The 19,575-nt window shown below is 40.1% G+C and carries 17 protein-coding genes; 5 read left to right on the forward strand and 12 right to left on the reverse strand.

Annotated elements, in window-relative coordinates:
• Positions 1–53 precede the first annotated feature (53 nt).
• A complete protein-coding gene (locus B2727_RS14665) occupies positions 54–605 on the forward strand; it encodes a chitinase (RefSeq protein ID WP_033133303.1) in 552 nt (183 codons plus the stop codon).
• 63 nt (positions 606–668) lie between these two features.
• On the opposite strand, the gene B2727_RS14670 is transcribed toward B2727_RS14665, so the two are convergent.
• From B2727_RS14670 to B2727_RS14680, 3 genes are all read right to left on the reverse strand, one after another.
• Positions 669–1,736: a bifunctional HD family hydrolase/N-acetyltransferase gene (locus B2727_RS14670; protein ID WP_081406942.1), complete on the reverse strand. Its 1,068-nt coding sequence runs from the start codon at positions 1,734–1,736 to the stop codon at positions 669–671.
• Between the two features lie 110 nt (positions 1,737–1,846).
• Positions 1,847–2,104, reverse strand: a complete 258-nt coding sequence (locus tag B2727_RS14675; protein ID WP_005285282.1) for a YjhX family toxin — start codon at positions 2,102–2,104, stop codon at positions 1,847–1,849.
• A gap of 236 nt (positions 2,105–2,340) precedes the next feature.
• The gene (locus B2727_RS14680) at positions 2,341–2,874 is read right to left on the reverse strand and encodes a lecithin retinol acyltransferase family protein (protein ID WP_033133302.1); all 534 of its coding nucleotides are present in this window, start codon (positions 2,872–2,874) and stop codon (positions 2,341–2,343) included.
• A gap of 169 nt (positions 2,875–3,043) precedes the next feature.
• Between B2727_RS14680 and B2727_RS14685 the strand changes: the two genes are divergently transcribed.
• Positions 3,044–3,781: a phosphodiester glycosidase family protein gene (locus B2727_RS14685; protein WP_033133301.1), complete on the forward strand. Its 738-nt coding sequence runs from the start codon at positions 3,044–3,046 to the stop codon at positions 3,779–3,781.
• Between the two features lie 50 nt (positions 3,782–3,831).
• Here B2727_RS14685 and B2727_RS14690 read toward each other — a convergent pair whose 3' ends face one another.
• The 4 genes from B2727_RS14690 to putA all read right to left on the reverse strand — a co-directional run bounded on the left by B2727_RS14690 (position 3,832) and on the right by putA (position 9,842).
• Positions 3,832–4,059, reverse strand: a complete 228-nt coding sequence (locus B2727_RS14690) for a hypothetical protein (RefSeq protein WP_004653128.1) — start codon at positions 4,057–4,059, stop codon at positions 3,832–3,834.
• Positions 4,060–4,308: 249 nt separating this feature from the next.
• Entirely contained in the window at positions 4,309–5,394 is a 1,086-nt protein-coding gene (trmA, locus tag B2727_RS14695; protein WP_033133300.1) for a tRNA (uridine(54)-C5)-methyltransferase TrmA, read from the reverse strand.
• 93 nt (positions 5,395–5,487) lie between these two features.
• Positions 5,488–5,958 (reverse strand): GrpB family protein, encoded by a 471-nt coding sequence (locus B2727_RS14700; protein WP_033133299.1) that lies wholly within the window; start codon positions 5,956–5,958, stop codon positions 5,488–5,490.
• A gap of 122 nt (positions 5,959–6,080) precedes the next feature.
• Positions 6,081–9,842, reverse strand: a complete 3,762-nt coding sequence (gene putA / locus B2727_RS14705) for a trifunctional transcriptional regulator/proline dehydrogenase/L-glutamate gamma-semialdehyde dehydrogenase (RefSeq protein ID WP_033133298.1) — start codon at positions 9,840–9,842, stop codon at positions 6,081–6,083.
• A gap of 120 nt (positions 9,843–9,962) precedes the next feature.
• On the opposite strand from putA, the gene B2727_RS14710 reads away from it, so the two are divergent.
• On the forward strand, positions 9,963–10,454 hold the full coding sequence (locus B2727_RS14710) for an Lrp/AsnC ligand binding domain-containing protein (RefSeq protein WP_033133297.1): 492 nt from the start codon (positions 9,963–9,965) through the stop codon (positions 10,452–10,454).
• Positions 10,455–10,498: 44 nt separating this feature from the next.
• On the opposite strand, the gene putP is transcribed toward B2727_RS14710, so the two are convergent.
• On the reverse strand, positions 10,499–11,995 hold the full coding sequence (putP, locus tag B2727_RS14715) for a sodium/proline symporter PutP (protein ID WP_033133296.1): 1,497 nt from the start codon (positions 11,993–11,995) through the stop codon (positions 10,499–10,501).
• 480 nt (positions 11,996–12,475) lie between these two features.
• Between putP and aspA the strand changes: the two genes are divergently transcribed.
• Positions 12,476–13,918 carry an aspartate ammonia-lyase gene (gene aspA, locus B2727_RS14720; RefSeq protein WP_033133295.1) on the forward strand — a complete coding sequence of 481 codons (1,443 nt, stop codon included), beginning with the start codon at positions 12,476–12,478 and terminating at the stop codon, positions 13,916–13,918.
• A 265-nt stretch (positions 13,919–14,183) separates the two neighbouring features.
• Entirely contained in the window at positions 14,184–15,338 is a 1,155-nt protein-coding gene (locus B2727_RS14725; RefSeq protein ID WP_033133294.1) for a lytic polysaccharide monooxygenase, read from the forward strand.
• Between the two features lie 71 nt (positions 15,339–15,409).
• Here B2727_RS14725 and gcvH read toward each other — a convergent pair whose 3' ends face one another.
• The 4 genes from gcvH to B2727_RS14745 form a co-directional block, all read right to left on the reverse strand.
• Entirely contained in the window at positions 15,410–15,784 is a 375-nt protein-coding gene (gene gcvH / locus B2727_RS14730) for a glycine cleavage system protein GcvH (RefSeq protein ID WP_005211933.1), read from the reverse strand.
• Positions 15,785–15,864: 80 nt separating this feature from the next.
• Complete coding sequence (locus B2727_RS14735) at positions 15,865–16,890, reverse strand: AraC family transcriptional regulator (RefSeq protein WP_004807680.1); 1,026 nt, start codon at positions 16,888–16,890, stop codon at positions 15,865–15,867.
• 128 nt (positions 16,891–17,018) lie between these two features.
• The gene (locus B2727_RS14740) at positions 17,019–17,459 is read right to left on the reverse strand and encodes a MaoC family dehydratase (protein ID WP_004807678.1); all 441 of its coding nucleotides are present in this window, start codon (positions 17,457–17,459) and stop codon (positions 17,019–17,021) included.
• Positions 17,459–19,306 (reverse strand): ABC transporter ATP-binding protein, encoded by a 1,848-nt coding sequence (locus B2727_RS14745; RefSeq protein WP_005189223.1) that lies wholly within the window; start codon positions 19,304–19,306, stop codon positions 17,459–17,461. Before B2727_RS14745 ends, B2727_RS14740 begins: the two co-directional genes overlap by 1 nt.
• Positions 19,307–19,575 lie beyond the last annotated feature (269 nt).

A 19,575-nucleotide genomic window follows, 5' to 3' on the forward strand; every position in this document is an offset into this window, starting at 1 on the left:
AAACAATCCAATGCCGCCTTCGGGCGGTTTTTTATTATAAAGAGGAAAATGACATGAAAATAACACAAGACGGTTTCGATATTTTGCGCCACACATTTGGAAAATTAAGTCAGTTGCAGGTCGATGGAATCAATTTTCTGGTTTCAGTGCTTGATGAAGATGGGGCGATCACATCTGCCCAAGCCGCTTATATCTTGGCAACGGCTTGGCACGAAACGGCTAAAACGATGCAACCCGTGATTGAATATGGTTCAGAAAAGTATCTAAAGTCTAAGCAATATTATCCCTATATCGGCTATGGCTATGTACAACTGACATGGTTGGCAAACTATAAGCGAATGGGGGATTACTTAAAAATTGATTTAGTGAAAAATCCGAAACTGGCTTTACAAGCGGATATTGCAGCTCGTGTCATGATTGTTGGAATGAAAAAAGGGATGTTTACCGGTAAGAAATTGTCTGATTACATCTGCCAAAATAAGAAAGATTATATAGGTGCTCGGCGAATCATTAATGGAGCGGATAAAGCTGAGTTGATTGCAGGGTATGCAGAGACATTTGAGGCAGTCTTGCACGCTTCAGAAGTCACGATTTTGTCTTGTTGAAAGAATAGAAGTTCACATCGATTCGATACGAACTTCTACTTTCATGTGATTTAGTCTGTGGAATTATGCTGTGGCATTAAATGCATCCGCATAAACCACTTCACCTGTCGGGACATCTTCTGTAAATGGCAAGATCTGGAAATATTCGGCAGGGACACCAGCTAATACCAGTCTTGAATCTGCTTTGAAACCGAATCGGCCGTAATACTGCGGTTCACCTAATAAAACACAACCAACCGCATCCAAATCTTTAAGCGCTTCGATACCAGCATGCATCAGTTTAGAACCTACTCCTTGACCTTGATATTCTGGAAGTACCGAGATCGGACCAAGTCCATACCAACCAGTTGTGCCATCAGAAATCTGCACGGGTGAAAAGGCAATATGACCAATAATCTTATTGTTACAATCCGCGACTAAGGAAAGCATGAGCTGATTGGAATCACGTAAAGCATTCACAATAAATTGCTCGGTATGGCTTGAATGCTCTTCTGTTGCAAAAGCAGCTTGGGTTAAATCAAAAATGCTTTGAATGTCAGATGGGTTTTCATCGCGAATGTGCATATTCATCTTCATTTTCTCTTGTGTTTCCTGATCTAAAATTGCTCGAATTTGTTTGAGTAGTGGAGAATCATTTGTATATTTCTCTCCATAACTTAAGTTAAATTCATAATCAAAATCAGGTGAGTTGATTCCTTGATTGTGTTGAAGGATCGTTTCTAGCTTATCTAGTGCCTTAACGATTTTTGCTTCTGGTGTTTTTGCATCTTCATATTCTTGCCAGAGTGATCGAATCAATATTTGAGGTTTATCATCTAAACATTCGGTTAATTGATAAAAATCCTGTTTTTCCTGCTGATTCTTAGTTGGAAATTGATCTTTCAGAATGGCTGGAATATCACCATGAATGGCTTCGCCAAGATCATGAATTAAACACATTTTTAGTAATTTCTCCAAATCAATGTCTTTAAATTGATCTGCAAAAATCATCGCCATTAAGCATAAACGCCAACTATGTTCAGCGGTACTTTCTTGGCGACCATTGGAAGTATGTGAAAATCGCAGCACATTTTTTAGTTTTTCCGCTTCTCGTAAAAAAGCTAAGCGGTTTTGAATTACGTCTAGTTCCATTTTCTTTCTCAAAATAAACCATATGTAATTTGGATAAACCCGATCTAAGATTAGATTGATAGACATCATCTAAGTACAACCAAGGATTTATCCAAACCGATGGTTGTGTGTTAACGATTGTCTAACTGTGGGCGTACTGATCTAAGCCCATGTAAATTAATTTGATAGGGCTGTCCATTAATGGATTTAATCAGTTTTTTCTTTCTTAGCTTGTTAAAAACGGCAAGGTCGCAATCGGACAGCAAGAAACCTTCTCGGCTATAGCACTCTACAGCGATGATTTGACCTGAGTCATTACGAAGTTTTACGATTTTTCCGCCTTTTGCTAAGACGTGCAGTGTCCGTTGTTCGGACTTAGATAAGTTCATGTTGTTATCCAGATAGAAATAATCAGAGGCAAAGTTAGGCTTAAAGCCCAAAAAATCGCGCAGATAACCAATTTCAATGTGCTATTGAAATTTAGTTACCAGATTACTGCTATCTCCAACATAAAACCCTCGATATGGATGCGATACGATATGTACCGAAGAAAATATTAATGCAAGTTGAATTAAAAATCAATCATGATATTAAAAAGAGGTTTTGAGTTGAGAGAAGTTGATGGTTATTTCTTTGAATGCTTTTGTTTGAGTTGTAAGTAGGCTGGTACCGATTTCTTAGCTTGCCGACGCAGCATCATTTTAATGTATAACACGATTGCAAAGCATGCCGTTGCTACTGTGAGCATCAACCCATTCATATAACTCATAACTGAGCTGACGTAACCTATAGTCGCAAGGCGACGCTGCATACGTTCAACTTGAGTGCTGGATTCAATTCCTGTAATCGCCCAAGTACATAAGTGTTCACAGTTGTTAATGATGAGGTGGTAGTGATTTTCATGCATACGTGAACGCATACGCCGTACCACAGTTTTGGCTTGGTAGCGTGGAGATTGATAATTCCTGATATAAATTGGCTTATCACGTGCAAAACGCTGGATAGACGTCATTTCAATCGGATGCTTTTTAAAAATATGGGCAAAACCAGAATAATGAATGACTCGTCCACGGCCTGCATAAATGCCGTGGTGACTATAACCAAAGTGTTTTACGATGAGGTGTGCGCCAATTGGGAAACGCGGATGTTTTTGCTGCATGCTGATACAAGGTTATTGTATTTACACTATTATTTTAGTGAAAAAATGTGAATCAATCGAGCCTATTTGCAGTGTCCAGTTCATGATTATGTGTGGTGTTTGTATCTGCTATTTTGCAGTATGCCTTGCTATGGGACAATGAAGTAAATCTAGGCTTAACTTCGTATTTATGATGAAAAAATGGTTTTTCCTATCGTTTGCATTTTTAGCGAGTTCGTCTGTGTATGCAATGCAGCATGAAACCTTGCAATTGAATCAACAAAAATATGATGTGATTAAAGTTGAGCATCTAAATCAGTTGCAACTATTTTTAAAGCAACCTCAGAGCAATCGTTATTATCAGAAGTTTGCAGCTATCCAAAAAGAGCTATCTGCTTGTGAGGAGCTTAATTTTGCAATGAATGCAGGAATGTATCATGCAGATTTTCAACCCGTAGGATTGTATATCGAAAATGGCAAGGAGTTGGCTAAGCTTAATGTCGCGAAGGGCTTTGGTAATTTCTTTATGCAGCCTAATGGTGTAGTTGCTTGGAATGACCAACAGGCTGTGATTAAAACCACTGCTGATTATACGCATGATCAATTTAAAGCAAAATTTGCAACACAGTCAGGGCCAATGTTGGTCTATCACGGGAAAATCAACAGCCAGTTTATTGCTGACTCGAATTCATTAAAAATTAGAAATGGGGTGGGTGTTAAAGGTAATCAGTTGTATTTTGTGATTTCACAGCAACGTATCAGTTTTTATCAATTTGCCCAGTTTTTTAAGCAGCAGTTGAAAATAGACAATGCATTGTATTTAGATGGCTCGATTTCCAGTGTGTATTCAGCACAAACCAAACGCCATGATAAAACTTTTAATTTAGGGCCAATTGTTGCAGAAGTGAATAGAGAGAAATGCATGTAACACTGAAGACCCTAATCTCTTAATAGAAAGAGATTAGGGAGGACTTATTTTTATTGGATCGGTGGCTTGATCATCGCAAGTAATTCTTTGCGGCTGTAACCTCGAGAAATCAGTACTTTCTTGATGCCTTTAATGACATCTTCATCTGTTGCTTTAACTAAAGCATCCAACAGTTGTTCATTGGTTTTGCATGAACAATCATTTTCAACGCAAGAAGTTTGGTTCTTGTGTTCGTTATATTGTTCATCTGCATTGAACAGTTTTTGCCAAAAACTCATAGAGCCTTCATATACAACCTAACATAGGTCGAAATATAGCCGCTTTAAAATAAAATACAAGTCAGCTTAAGTGATAAAAGCAGCAGTTAAACTTCAATTTTTTCGATGAGTCTTTTAAAGTTCAACGAAATTATGACATTTGAATGACTTGACCTTTGAAAAATATCATTTTTTTATAAATATACTTCGAATAAAAATAAAGGGTTACTCGAACCCTTTATAAATTACTGTTACGTTGAAATAATTTGTTTAAATCTTTTCAAGCAAAACACCTGATTCCACATGATGGGTAAAAGGGAATTGATCGAACATGGCGAACTTCACAATTCGATGGGTTTGGCAAAGTGTTTTTAAGTTGTCATGCAAGGTATCTGGGTTACATGAAATATAGAGAATACGTTCAAAACCTTGTAATAGTTTGAGCGTTTCATCATCGATGCCTGCACGCGGTGGATCAACAAAAACCGTGTCAAAGTCGTAGCTTTGCATGTCGATTTCAGCTTCTTGTAAACGTCTAAATTCACGTTCACCTTGATATGCCTGAGTAAACTCTTCGGCAGATAAACGCGCCACTTGAATATTCTCAATCTGGTTTTGCTCAATGTTCCATTGCGCTGCGTAGACTGAAGATTTAGCAAGTTCAGTTGCGAGAACACGCTTAAATTTCAAAGACAGTGGCAAAGTAAAGTTACCATTACCACAATACAATTCTAAAAGGTCTTTTTCGGACTTCTGTGCAGCATCACAAGCCCACTCCAACATATGTTGACACACTTGCGCATTAGGTTGGGTAAAACTACTTTCAATTTGTTTATATTTAAAGGTGCGACCGTGAACATTAAGTTGTTCAACCACATAATCATCGCCAATAATCACTTTCTGGCCACGGCTACGACCCATGATTTTAATATTCAGTTTTTCAGCTAAGGCTTTGGCCGCTGTTTCCCATTCAGCATCTAATTTACGATGGTAAATCAGGGTGACCAGCATCTCGCCACTTAGGGTTGAGAGAAAGTCTGCTTCAAAAACACGTTGCGATAGAATCGGGACTGCTTTTAATTCATCTAATAAACGTGGCATCAAATCATTGATGCTTTGATCTGCAATCGGAAACGCATCCACGCGGATAACTTCTTTTTGTTTTCCATCTTCAGCACGTTCAAACATGGCATAGAACAAATCATCCTCGGTATGCCAAATACGAAATTCTGCACGCATACGGAAATGCTGTTCGGGCGATTGAAACACTTCTAAAGCTGGTGGATTGAACGATGCAAACTGTGTAGTAATACGTTCAACTTTCTCTTGAAGTTGCTGTTGGTAAGATATGGTCATAAAAAAGAAAACTACAGGTGAAATCTAAACGGGAATGGTATCAAAAAAGCACGCTAAGGTGCAGGAAATTGTGATATTCACTTATTTATATGCTTAGCCTAGGGCGAGTACAGATTGGATAAAATCTGCTTTAATTTGCCGATATTGGTCTTGAGATAAGCCAATACATCTTTGTTTGAGCTGATTATATTGTTGTGTCAGGCTAGGTGAGTTTCTTAATAGATCCCGAAAGGTGATGAAATTGCAAAACTCTGAACCTGTCACCACGATTTGCAATGCCACATCATGTTGTTGTGATTCCAGCATACAAAGTTCATGAGTACGTAGTGTATCAAGTTTTTCTTTAAAATTAAGCTGTTGTAATTTTTCAATTGAATCTAAAAATTGATGGGCGGGTACTTCAATATAAATATCGAGATCACCTTTTGAAATTGCATTGGGAATGGCGGATGAACCAATATGCTCAACAATTGCAAAAGGAATAAGCTGCTGGATTTTATTTTTATAATCTTCAAAATGCTGAGCGCAGTTGGGTTGATATTCAGGGGCTGAGAAGAAATGCATCTAAATGGTCTCATTTTATAATAGGAATAAGGCGATCTAAAAAATAATAAAAAACCCGAACCATGTAAACATGATTCGGGCTAGGATGAGGAGCGTTTGAAGCTCCGCAAGGGATTTAAAAATTAATCTTCAGATAAAGTCATTAAGCTTGCGTTACCACCAGCTGCAGCAGTATTCACACTGATTGCACGTTCGATAACAAGACGTTCTAAAGGAATTTGTTCATTGGCTTGTAACTGGGTAATCCCGACAATCGCACCTGAACGATTCGCAACTTTAGTTTGCAAGTCTTGCAACTGTTCAACAGAACCATGATGAAGCACTGCATCAAACGCATCTTTTTCAACACTTGAAATCACAGTGATTGCATCTAAGACATCTTTTGGTAAAGATGCTTTGTGTTTTACTAAGAATGCATTGTCTTTCAACACAGCCGCAGTACTGCTGACGGAGAAAATCGCAAGTAATTGTTGAAGCTGGCTTGCTTCATCATTCGCAATTGAAAGCACACGATGACGAGGTAAGATAATGTATTGGTTGCTTTCACCCGTAGGGCCTTGCAACTCGTAGAACTTACCTACACCAAATGCTGGAATCGCTGTGATTGCTTGCGGCATGTTTTGGTTTGCCCAAGACAATAAGCTTTGATAAGCAACATTTGAAACTGCATCAAACTGAGAGATTTCAGCTTTCACCGCAAATGGGGTCGCCAATACTTTCTCTGAACAATGTTCCATCAAGCGGTACATATAAAGTGGACCACCCGCTTTAGGACCAGTACCCGATAAACCTTCACCACCAAATGGTTGAACGCCTACAACTGCACCCACGATGTTGCGGTTGATATATAAGTTACCCACTTCAGCACGCTGGATCACAGTATTAATGGTTTCATCGATACGTGTATGCAGACCCATGGTTAAGCCATAGCCTTTGGCATTGATACGGTCGATCAATTGCTCAAGCTCACCATATTTATAAGTGATGATGTGCAATACAGGACCAAACACTTCGCGTTCTAGATCGTCAAGGTTTGGCAATTCAATCGCTGTTGGCGGAACAAATGTACCTTGTGCAAGCGCTTGTTGGCTTACCGCATCGTTAAACATCAATTGATGAACAGGGTAGCCCTTAGATTTCATCTTTTGAATGTGCGTATCGATGGTTTGTTTTGCTTCAGTATCAATTACTGGGCCAATGTCAGTTTTTAAGATCGCAGGGTTGCCAACGATCAACTGTTGCATTGCACCTTTCAACATTTTGATGACTGTTGCAGCGCTGTCTTCTTGCACACATAAGATACGAAGTGCAGAACAACGTTGACCCGCACTGTCAAATGCAGAACTGACAACATCGAGAACCACTTGTTCAGTCAACGCAGATGAATCAACGATCATCGCATTTTGACCACCGGTTTCCGCGATTAACGGAATGGGTTGACCGTTTGGAGACAAGCGTTTTGCGACAGTCTTTTGCAAAATTTTTGCAACTTCAGTCGAACCTGTGAACATGATGCCTTGAACACGATCATCTTGGCTTAATTGCGCACCAACGGTTTCACCGCGACCTGGAAGAAGTTGAACAACGCCGTGTGGCACGCCAGCTTCCCAAAGCATTTGAACGGCTTGAGCTGCAATTAACGGTGTTTGTTCAGCAGGTTTGGCAATCACACAGTTACCACTCACCAATGCCGCTGCAATCTGACCAGAGAAAATCGCAAGAGGGAAGTTCCATGGGCTAATACACAATACGGTACCTAATGGCTTGACTTGTGCATTTGCAGGCAAGTTTTCGATTTGAGTTGCATAGTAACGCAAGAAATCGACTGCTTCACGAACTTCTGCAATAGCATTGGCATAGGTTTTACCACTTTCACGGCAAAGTAAGACCATCAACTCTTGAATGCGAGTTTCCATCAAATCTGCAGCGCGTTTTAAGCAAGCTGCACGTTCTACTTTGTCTGTGGCAGCCCAGCTTTGTTGTGCTTGTACCGCTGCTTCTAGCGCCAGTTGTACATCTGCGCTGGTTGCTTCATTGACATGACCAACAACTTCACTGTTTTGTGCTGGGTTTGTAATTGCAATCGCATTGCTTTGATCGTGGACTGTTGATTCAAATCCAAGTAATGGTGCACTTTTCCACACGTGATTACGAAGTTTTTGTGCAGTTGCATCTAAGTCTGTTAAAGGTTGATCGTTATTTAGATCAAAGCCATTTGAGTTTGGACGTAATGGGTAAAGATCATGCGGAAGTGGAATCGCAGGGTGTTTTAAGCCAAGCTGACCTTCATCTTTCGCAGAAGTTTGAATATCTTTGATTGGAGACTGAATCAAGTCTTCAACTTTTAAAGTCTTATCAGCAATACGGTTTACGAATGAGGTGTTTGCACCATTTTCAAGTAAACGACGGACTAAATAAGCCAATAAAGTTTCATGGTTACCAACAGGTGCATAAACACGACATGGAACACCTAATTTGCCATCTTCTTTAGAACCAACCACTTGTTCATACAATGGTTCGCCCATACCGTGCAAGCATTGGAATTCGTATTGACCAGGATAGTATTTGCTTGGATCAGCCAAGGTATAGATCGTTGCAAGTGATTGCGCATTGTGTGTCGCAAATTGCGGATACACTTGATCAGGTGCAGCAAGTAATTTTTTCGCACAAGCAATGTATGACAAATCAGTGTGTACTTTGCGGGTAAACACAGGGTAATCCGTCATACCATCAATTTGAGCTTTCTTGATTTCGCTATCCCAGTATGCACCTTTCACCAAACGGATCATCAGGCGCTTGTTACTGCGTTTTGCAAGGTCAACGATGTAATCAACAACGTAGAAACAACGCTTTTGATAAGCCTGAATAACGAAGCCAATGCCTTTCCAGTCAGCAAGCTTAGGTTCAAAACATAAACGCTCAAGCAATTCGAGGGAAATTTCTAAACGTTCAGATTCTTCAGCATCGATGTTTAAACCGATGTTGTATTGTTTTGCCAAGCAAGCAAGTTCGAAGACTTTGTTGTAAAGTTCATGATGAACACGTGCAATTTGTGCACGTTGGTAGCGTGGGTGCAAAGCAGAGAGCTTGATTGAGATACCAGGGCCATCATAAACGCCACGACCATTTGATGCTTTACCAATGGCATGGATCGCTTGCGTGTAGTCGTTGTAATAGCGGTCTGCATCATGTTCAGTCAGTGCAGCTTCACCCAACATGTCGTATGAGTAGCGGAAACCTTTGTGTTCAAATGGTTTTGCATGTTCAAGCGCTTCTTCGATGGTTTCACCTGTAACGAATTGCTCACCCATCATACGCATGGCAACGTCAACTGCTTTACGGATGATACCGCGACCACTACGCGCTAAAAGACCAGTCAAAACACTCGATAAGCTGGTTTGCTTTGGAGTTTCCATTAACTTGCCAGTTAACATTAAGCCCCATGCAGCAGCATTTACGAACATCAGGTTACTTTGACCGACGTGATCTTTCCAGTTACCTTGGTTGATTTTGTCACGAATCAATAAATCGCGTGTCGCTGTATCTGGAATACGAAGCAAAGCTTCAGCCAAACACATCAATGCCACACCTTCCTGTGAAGAAAGCGAGAATTCTTGGAGTAAACCTTGAACAATACCTGCTTTACCCGCCGAGCTTTTACGTTCACGTAAATTATGCGCTAGGCTAAACGCAAGTTCATAAATTTTCTGATCAAGTTCTGGGGAAATGTTGGCTGCTTCAGCAAGTACAGCCACTGCTTCAGGCTCTGCACGTCGCCAAGCCGTATTAATGCGTTGCTCAAACTCACTTTTTTCTTTAAATTCGGTGATATAACCGTCGATGTGAGCTGTTTCCATTTGTGCGGGAGTATCCAATGTATTCATACTAAATTCCAATAACAATCTCTAGAACATATTGAGTAGAGAGGTTTAGATAATTTATGATTACAGAATGAATCCCGAGTAACTCACTATAATTTACCCATTTTTTAGAGGAAAATTCAGTTGAATGGCCCTATTTATACACTAGATCGAACTGACCTAAAAATTCTGGATATTCTTCAAGCAGATGGGAGAATTTCTAATAGTAAATTGGCAGAATTAGTGAACCTGTCACCGACTGCGGTGATGGCACGTGTACAGAAACTGACAAAGGATGAATTTATTTTAGGGTATGAGGCAAAGCTCAATCCGAATAAGCTTAATGCAAATTTTTTGGTCTTTGTGGAAGTGTTATTGGATAAGACCACACCGCACGTGCTAGATGATTTTATTGATGCGGTGAACCAATATCCTGAGATCGTGGAATGCCATATGGTCAGTGGAGGTTTTGATTTTCTGATTAAACTACGAAGTGCGGGGATGGAGGAGTTTCGCCGTATTGCAGGGCAGATTTTATGGCAGCTCCCGGGTGTGAAGGAAACACGCAGCTATCCAGTCATGCAGGTGGTGAAAGACAGCTCTAAAATAAAAATTAAGTCAAAAACAAAATTTTAGATAAAAGAAAAGGGGCTCGAAAGCCCCTTAAATTTTGATCAAAATTATTTCATTTCACGCGCATAGATTTCATCAGCTTGTTCGAAGCGACTTGTCACCGCTGCATTTGGTGCTTTACCAAGTAAGCTCACCACAACGATGCTGATCAATGCAAAAACGAAGCCTGGAATAATTTCATAGATGCCGGTGTAACCGAAGAAATTTTTCCATAGGATGACTGTCAAAGCACCCACAACCATACCCACCAATGCACCGTTTAACGTCATACGTTTCCAGAACAATGAAAGAATAATCAATGGACCAAATGCTGCACCAAAACCAGCCCAAGCATAAGCAACTAAGCCTAGTACTTTACTTTCTGGGTTTTGTGCAAGAACAAGGGCAAGCATTGCAACCGCGATCACCATTGCACGACCAATCCAAACCAGTTCTTTTTGAGATGCATTCTTACGGATAAAGCCTTTGTACAAATCTTCTGTCAAAGCACTAGAACATACCAGAAGCTGACAGCTTAACGTACTCATGATTGCAGATAAAATCGCAGCAAGAATTACACCCACAACCCAAGGGTTGAACAAGATTTTGGTAAGTTCCATGAATACAGTTTCAGGGTTAGCCGTTACTGCTGCTGCAAACTCTGGGTGCATTTGGAAATAAGCGATACCGATAAAGCCTGAACCGACTGCACCTGCCAAACATAAAATCATCCATGTCATACCGATACGGCGTGCAGCTGGAATTGATTTTACCGAGTCGGCTGCCATAAAGCGGACAAGGATATGCGGTTGACCAAAATAGCCGAGACCCCAAGCTGCAGCAGAAAGAATCGCAACAACGCTTAAGTTTGTCGCAAAATCAAATGCATGTGGACGTACACTTTCAACAACTGCAGTAAACTCTTCCATACCAATGCCTAAAGACATGTAGGTCACGATTGGAAGCAGTAATAATGCAAAAATCATTAAGCCTGCTTGGAAAGTATCAGTCCAGCTGATCGCAAGGAAACCACCAATACACACATAACCAATGGTTGCGAATGCACCTAACCACAAGGCTGTGCTATATGGCAAGTGGAACAATGTTTCGAATAATCGTGCACCAGCGACCATGCCAGAAGCACAATAAATCGCAAAGAAAACAAGAATAATCAATGCAGATGTGACGCGTAGGATTTTCTTCTGGTCATCAAAACGACCAGTAAAGTAATCTGGTAAGGTGAGGGCATTGTTTTGTACTTCAGTGTGTACACGTAAACGTCCTGCAACCAAATACCAGTTTAACCAAGCACCGATAATCAAACCGATAGCAATCCACGATTCAGATAAGCCAGTTAAGTAAATTGCGCCAGGTAAACCCATGAGTAACCAACCACTCATGTCTGATGCGCCCGCAGATAAAGCGGTTACAAAACTGCCTAGACTTCGGCCTCCAAGAATATAATCGTCAAGGTTTTTGGTAGAAAAATAGGCGTATAAACCGATGCCAAGCATGGCCAGGATATAGACCACGAATACAACAACTGTGGGATTAGAAAAATTCATAATGGATGCCTGTCCTTACATATCCATAATTTGCAATCACACCTGAATAGCTAAAAAAATGATTTACTATTCTTGGGATTGATAAGGTCACAGATTCAAGCACAAATGATTTTTAAAATACTGTTATGTTTGTGTATTTTATTTGTATATTTTATGTAATTTAAAATAAGTGTATGAATCTTAATTTTTTAATTCAAAAAATAGGATTTTTTTTCATCAAAATATGAATGGTCTGCGTGCAAAAAAAACTCAAAATGTATGCAAAAGTTACAATTCATAAAATGTACAGATGTAGATTAAATTAAATCAGTTAAAAACTAGGCAGAAGTTTTGACATATAATGTTACAACAGCAACAATTCAGTGAAATTTGAATATAAAAAAATATAATGTTAAGCGCTTTTGCTAATGAAAAATTGCTTGGAATCTCTCATATTATTTCATTGCACCATTAGGGTGCATTGTCTGAGAGAAATGGAAAGTGGAAACGGTTCACACGGCAACGATAAGAATAGAGCATGATTTGCTCGGTGCAAAAGAAGTCCCAGCTGATTGTTATTATGGAATTCATACTTTACGCGCCATTGAAAATTTTAAGATTTCTTCGCAAAAAGTTGGACAAAATAGCTATTTTATTCGTGCATTGGCGCAAGTAAAGAAGGCTTCAGCTCAAGCGAATTTAAGTTTTGGTAAACTCACTGAAACTCAAAGTCTGACGATTCAACATGCTTGTGATGCTTTAATTACTGAAACTGAAAAATGGCAAGACTCATTCCCGATTGATATTTATCAGGGGGGTGCAGGCACTTCAATTAATATGAATACCAATGAAGTGATTGCTAATATTGCACTTGAATCATTAGGCCATCAAAAAGGTCAATACGATGTGATTCATCCAAATGATCATGTTAACAAGTCACAATCAACCAATGATGTCTATCCAACAGCGATTCGCCTATCAACTTACTGTTCTTTGGATGCTTTATTCACGCAAATGGATAAGTTGATTACTTCATTTGAAAATAAAGCGATTGAATTCCGCTATGTGTTAAAGATGGGCCGTACTCAGTTGCAAGATGCGGTGCCGATGACGCTCGGGCAAGAATTTCATGCTTTTGCGACCTTATTAAAAGAAGATGTGCGTTTGATTAAGCGTACCCGAGAAATGTTACTTGAAGTGAATTTAGGTGCGACTGCGATTGGCACAGGTGTTAATACACCAAAAGGTTATGCCATCAAAGCTGTATCCTGTTTAAAAGAGATTACAGGTTTGAATCTGGTCGGTGCAGAAGATTATGTTGAAGCAACCAGTGACTGTGGTGTATTCATTATTTTATCGAGTGCTTTGAAGCGTCTAGCATGTAAGCTTTCAAAGATCAGTAATGATTTACGTTTACTTAGCTCTGGACCACGGACAGGTTTAGGCGAAATTCAATTGCCTGAGCTGCAAGCTGGTTCTTCGATTATGCCTGCAAAAGTAAATCCTGTGATTCCTGAAGTGGTGAATCAGATTGCATTTAAAGTGATTGGTAACGATTTAACCATTACTTTTGCGGCAGAAGCAGGGCAATTACAGCTTAATGTGATGGAACCTGTGATTGCAATTTCATTGAATGAATCAATTGAACTGCTTACACATGCAATTCAAAGCCTAGATGAAAAATGTGTACGTGGCATCAAAGCAAATGAACAAGCTTGCCATGATGCAGTGATGCGCAGTGTCGGGATTATTACCTTGCTTGATCCACTCTTGGGGCATGCATTGTGTGATGAAATCGGTAAACAATGTATTGCTGAACATAAAACTATTCAAGAGGTGGTTTTAGAGCGTGATCTACTGACTCAAGCGCAACTGGATGAAATTTTCTCTTTTGAAAACTTGGTTTCTGAAGTCGATGGTATTCACGTAGATGATGTCGCTTAAATCCTGAAAATTAAGCTGTGATTAAAGCCCAGTTCAAATTGAATTGGGCTTTTTTGATTGCACTGAGAAATAATGGATTGGTGCAATAATTTGATCGGGTCATCATAAGCTTTTATTCCTGTGATCAAGTCAACTGACGTATTACAGATCATTACAGAGTAGGTGGTTGTCTTGTCTCGGCGGCTCACCTATGGTCTAAGAGGTGTCTTAAGAACACCAATGCTTAACAACAATAAATAAGTTAAATGACAAAGGTAGAATAAGGATGATGCATCACTTTATTAGACGCAGTTTAATCTCGATGGGAATATTGGTACTACCGATTATACCTTCATTGGTTTTTGCACACGGCTATGTACTGAAACCAGAATCTCGAGCCTATGCCTGTAAGTTAAATAAGAATACTCAATGTGGCAGCATTGTATGGGAGCCGCAGAGTTTAGAAGCTCCGAAAGGTTTTCCGCAGTCTGGACCACCAGATGGTCAAATTGCCAATGCCAATTTGAGTCAATTTTCAGAATTGAATGCCCAATCACCGACACGATGGGTCAAGACAAATTTGCCCACAGGTGCAAATGACTTTACTTGGCAATTTACCGCACAACATGTGACTCAAGGCTGGCGTTATTTCATCACTAAACAAGGGTGGAATCCTTCAGCTCCATTGGCACGTGGCTCTTTTGATCTGAATCCTTTTTGTACGGTGGATGGTAAGTACCAAAAACCTGCCAGCGTGGAAACACATCGCTGTTATGTACCTGCTGACCGAAGTGGTTATCATGTCATTTTAGCGGTTTGGGATATCGGTGATACCAGTAATGCCTTTTATAATGTTATTGATGTAAATGTCGGTTCAGGTCGTCCAACAACACCCGTGGATCCGCAACCACCGAAACCAGTTCAAAGCTGGAACGATATTGGTGATATTAATCCGCTTGATGACCTATCGGTAAATGATCGTGTATCGACACGAGTTTTTGATACCAATGGCGAAAATCCAAATTTAAAAACAGAATTACGAATTAGCAGTACTGCCAATGGTAGCCGAAATGTTTGGCCACGTTTATTAGCGGAGGCGATTAATCGAGAACATAGTGCCTTGCGCGCAGGTATTAAAAATGCACAGGGGGAGATTGTACCTGTAAGTGGCAAAAATGATGTTTATAGCAGTTTAAATAGTGGTATTCAGCGTGTTGAAATCAAAATTGAGCGTGCCCCGATCAGTGGTGATGGTTCTTATGATTTTGTTTATCCGAAGAATATCAGTACATATAAAGCAGGGACCACGGTATTGGGCAGTGATGGACGCACATATCAGTGCAAGCCTTTTCCTTATAGTGGTTGGTGTAGCATTCAAGCACATCAATACGTACCCGGCACAGGCTCGAACTGGCAGGATGCTTGGCTTTTAGTGAAATAATCAATGTTCTAACAAATAAAAAACCGAGGGTCTAACTCGGTTTTTTAATAGATCAGTCTGATTTATAAAAATTATAAACCTGATTCGTATTCGCTATTTGAAAGCAATTTTTCAACATCAGCCATATTGTCTGGCTTGATTTTGTAAATCCATCCTTTGCCATACGGCTCATCATTAACAAAATCAGGATCATCTTCAAGGTCAGTATTCACTTCAACCACAGTTCCAGAAACAGGCGCATGAATATCAGAGGCTGTTTTAACTGACTCAACAATGCCTGCTTGTTCGGTTGCGGTGACATGGCTACCCACTTCAGGGGTTTCCACATAGACTAAATCACCCAACTCATCTTGTGCATGATCAGTAATCCCTGTAACAACGAGGTCGCCCTCAATTCTTACCCACTCATGCGTACGTGCATATTTCAATTCTGCTGGATGATTCATGACAACTCCTTAACAATCTGTCGTATCATTTTTATTTGGTTTATACATGCTTTTCAATAAAAACAAAAGCTTTCGTGAACTTATAAATAAGGGTCTTTACGCCAGTTACTTGGGCTACGACCACTCCAACGCTTAAAGGCTCGGCTGAAATTCGCGACATCGGAATAACCGAGTTCATCTGCAATTTGTTCCAAACTATAATCGGTTCGAGACAGCAAAGAGGTTGCATGTCGGTAACGCACTTCATCCACGAGTGTAGAGAAGGATGTACCTTCCGCAGCCAATTGGCGTTTCAAGGTACGATCTGACATATGCAAGCGTTCAGCCACACTTTCAATACTCAGATAGTGCTGTTCTGAATTGGTTAAAATATCACGTACCCGCATTGCTAAACGACGACGTTCGCCTAGCGCTGAAAGTTCAGTTTCGCATTGGTTAATTGCAATTTGACTGGCAATGGGATCTGCATTGACCATTTTCAAGCCGAGATATTTTTTATCGAAGCTTGAAATCAGATGGGGCTGATTAAAACGCACTGTACTGGTTAATCGATCTTTATATTTTTCAAAGCCAGCAGGTTCAGGAAAGTCCAGATCAACTTCACCGCTGAGGTCATCAATGCCTGTGAGGGCTTTGGCCATGGTCATAATACCAATGGTTAAGCCTAAAATGATTTCAGTACGCAATGGCTCAACTTCAATATCACATTGTAGTTGTAAAGTTGCTTTAGGCCCGAAAGTCGAGAAATAGAGCTGTAAAAAGGGAAGGCGTAACTGAATGAAACGGCTTGCCAGAGCAATCGCATCGGTAATGTCATGCGCCGTCATAATGGCATAACCGATAAAGCCATGAATGGAAATACGCATCTGCGTACCTAGATGAAAGCCCAGTGTGCTTTCACCGGTAAGGCGTAAAGAGTGTTTCACCAATTCATTCGCAATCGGTGTTGGAATTCGATAGTTCGGATCAGCCAGTTGTTCGCTGGTTAAGTGAAACGGTGCAAACAATGTTTCATCGCTATATCCCCAGCGAGAAACGACATCTAATAGCAATAAGCCATAGACGCCTGGTATTCCTTGATCTTGACGAGTTGAGGTTGTTTTCATGTGCTTTCCGTGGCGCTCATCAATTTTGCCAATATCTTTTAAACATTTAAGTCTTAAACATCTTTACATGAAAAAAAATAATCAATCATAAAAATTGTTGGACAAAAGAGTCACCGAATATTCAAGAATCAAGTTGGTTTTCTAAAGACCATAATTTTGGTTGTTGATATTAATAGCACATCACCATATTGGTTCAAAGCTTGTGTTACGTAGCTGACGATACCACGATCATTTTTGGTTTTAGATGGCACAATTGCAGTAATTTCAATCTCTACGTGAATTTTATCGCCAACACGGGTTGGGCGAGGCCAGCGTAAGCTTGATTCAGTACCTAACAGGCCACCTGCAACAGGAAAGCATTCCGTCCATAAGCGCATGGTCACTGCAGAAGTATGCCAACCACTTGCGGCTAATCCTTGAAATATAGGATGTTCTGCTGCTGCTTGCTCATCCAAATGAAAAGGTTGGGGATCGTATTGACCTGCAAATTGTTTCACTTCTTCAAGTGTCATTTCATATTCGCGGCTGCTAAAACGATCACCAATATTTAAGTCTTCTAAATACAACATTATTCTGTGTCCTGAGTCACTCGCTGTTCAACTAAAAAACCACCTGTTTGGCGTTTCCATAATTGTGCATACAAGCCATCATTAGCAATCAGTTCCTCATGTGTTCCTTGTTCAGCAATTCGACCTTGATCAAGGACAATAAGGCGATCCATTTGAGCAATAGTAGATAAACGGTGTGCAATTGCAATGACTGTTTTGCCAACCATCAAGTCATTTAAACTACTTTGAATGGCAGCTTCAACTTCCGAATCAAGCGCACTGGTTGCTTCATCAAGGATGAGAATCGGTGCATCTTTGAGGAAAACACGCGATATTGCAATACGTTGACGCTGTCCACCAGAGAGTTTCACACCACGTTCACCAACGTAGGCATCAAATCCAACACGACCTTTTTGATCTGTCAGTTGGGGAATGAATTCTTCTGCTCTGGCTTTTTTAACCGCAAGTTGCACTTCCGCTTCAGTCGCATTTGGGCGACCATATTTAATATTTTCAGCAACAGTGCGGTGTAATAAAGAGGTATCTTGCGTGACTAATGCAATATTGGCGCGTAAGCTGTCTTGGGTAACATCATGAATATTTTGACCATCAATCAGAATACGACCTTGGTTGATATCGTAGAAATGAAGTAGTAATTGAATCAGTGTCGATTTACCTGCACCAGAACGGCCCACAACGCCAATTTTTTCACCAGGTTTAATGGTTAAGTTAAAATGCTCGATGACATTTTTTTGGTTATAAGCAAAGCTAACGTCCTCAAATCGGATTTCACCATGCTGAACTTTTAATTCAGTCGCATCTTTCTTATCCTGAATCTGGATCTGTTTACCTAGGGTGGTCATACCATCCTGAATGGTACCGACATTCTCAAATAGCATGGTGACATGCCACATTAAAAACTCAGCCATACTGTCTAGCTTCAGTACCATCGCCGTGGTTGCTGCAATCACTCCAATGGCAGCTTGCCCTTGTGTCCATAACCAAACTGATGTGCCAATGACACCAATATATAGAAATGCACTGAGTAGACGAATGCTGATTTCGTATTTGACCCCTAAACGCATTTGCTTATAAACCGTAACCATAAACTCTTGCATGGATTCTTTGGCATATTGGCTTTCACGGCCTGCATGCGCAAAAAGTTTTACAGTTTGGATGTTGGTATAAGCATCCGTTATACGGCCTGTCATGACAGCACGTGAATCCGCTTGTTTTTTGGAAATTTTACCTAAACGGGGGATAAAATAGCTGGCAATCACAATGAAAAAAACCAGCCACAACATTAAAGGAATAATAAGTACAGGAGAAATGGAGCCTAAGACCACACTAATCGTAATGAAGTAGATCAGTACATAAACCAGCATGTCACCTAGAATCATCCAGAATTCGCGCACAGCCAAAGCAGTTTGCATCACTTTGGCAGAAAGACGCCCTGCGAAGTCAGTATGGAAGAAGTCTAGACTCTGTTGTAATAACAAGTTATGGAAGCGCCAACGCATACGCATTGGGAAATTACTAAACAAAACTTGATGTTTCACTACAGATTGCAGGCTGACAAAGAAGATATTGGCAAAAAGGATGCTAATCAGGATGGTGAGGTTTTGTTGGTTATTTTCTAAGAATGTACTTGGGTGACTTTGTGTCAGCCAATCGACCAATTTGCCTATATAAGAGAAAAATAGTGCTTCGAAGCTTGCTGCGGCTGCAGTACATGCAATCAGAATAAAGAGATAAGGGCGGATGCCTTTGGTTGATTGCCAAACGAAAGCAAAAAAAGTGGTTGGTAATGGTTTGTTTAAGTCTTTCGTTGGATAGGGATCAACTAATTTTTCAAACCATTGCAGCATGCCGCATTTCCTCTAATTATACAGTACGATTCAGCTCACCCCTGTAGGATAGCAGAAAAGCTGCCAGAAGATGGTAAAAGAAAATAAATGATGAGAAAGGAAACAGACAATAGATCAAGCTTCTATTTTAAGTGAAGAAAAACTATTAGATGAATAGATGATAGAAATAGTAAGGATGTAATTTATAAAGATAGTGAGGTTGTTTTAATCATCAAGCTCAAGAATTACACCCTTGATAATATACTACTTTTTTATGAATTAAATGGCTT

The organism is Acinetobacter sp. UBA991 (assembly GCF_002292065.1).
GTDB classification, from domain to species: Bacteria; Pseudomonadota; Gammaproteobacteria; order Pseudomonadales; family Moraxellaceae; genus Acinetobacter; species Acinetobacter higginsii.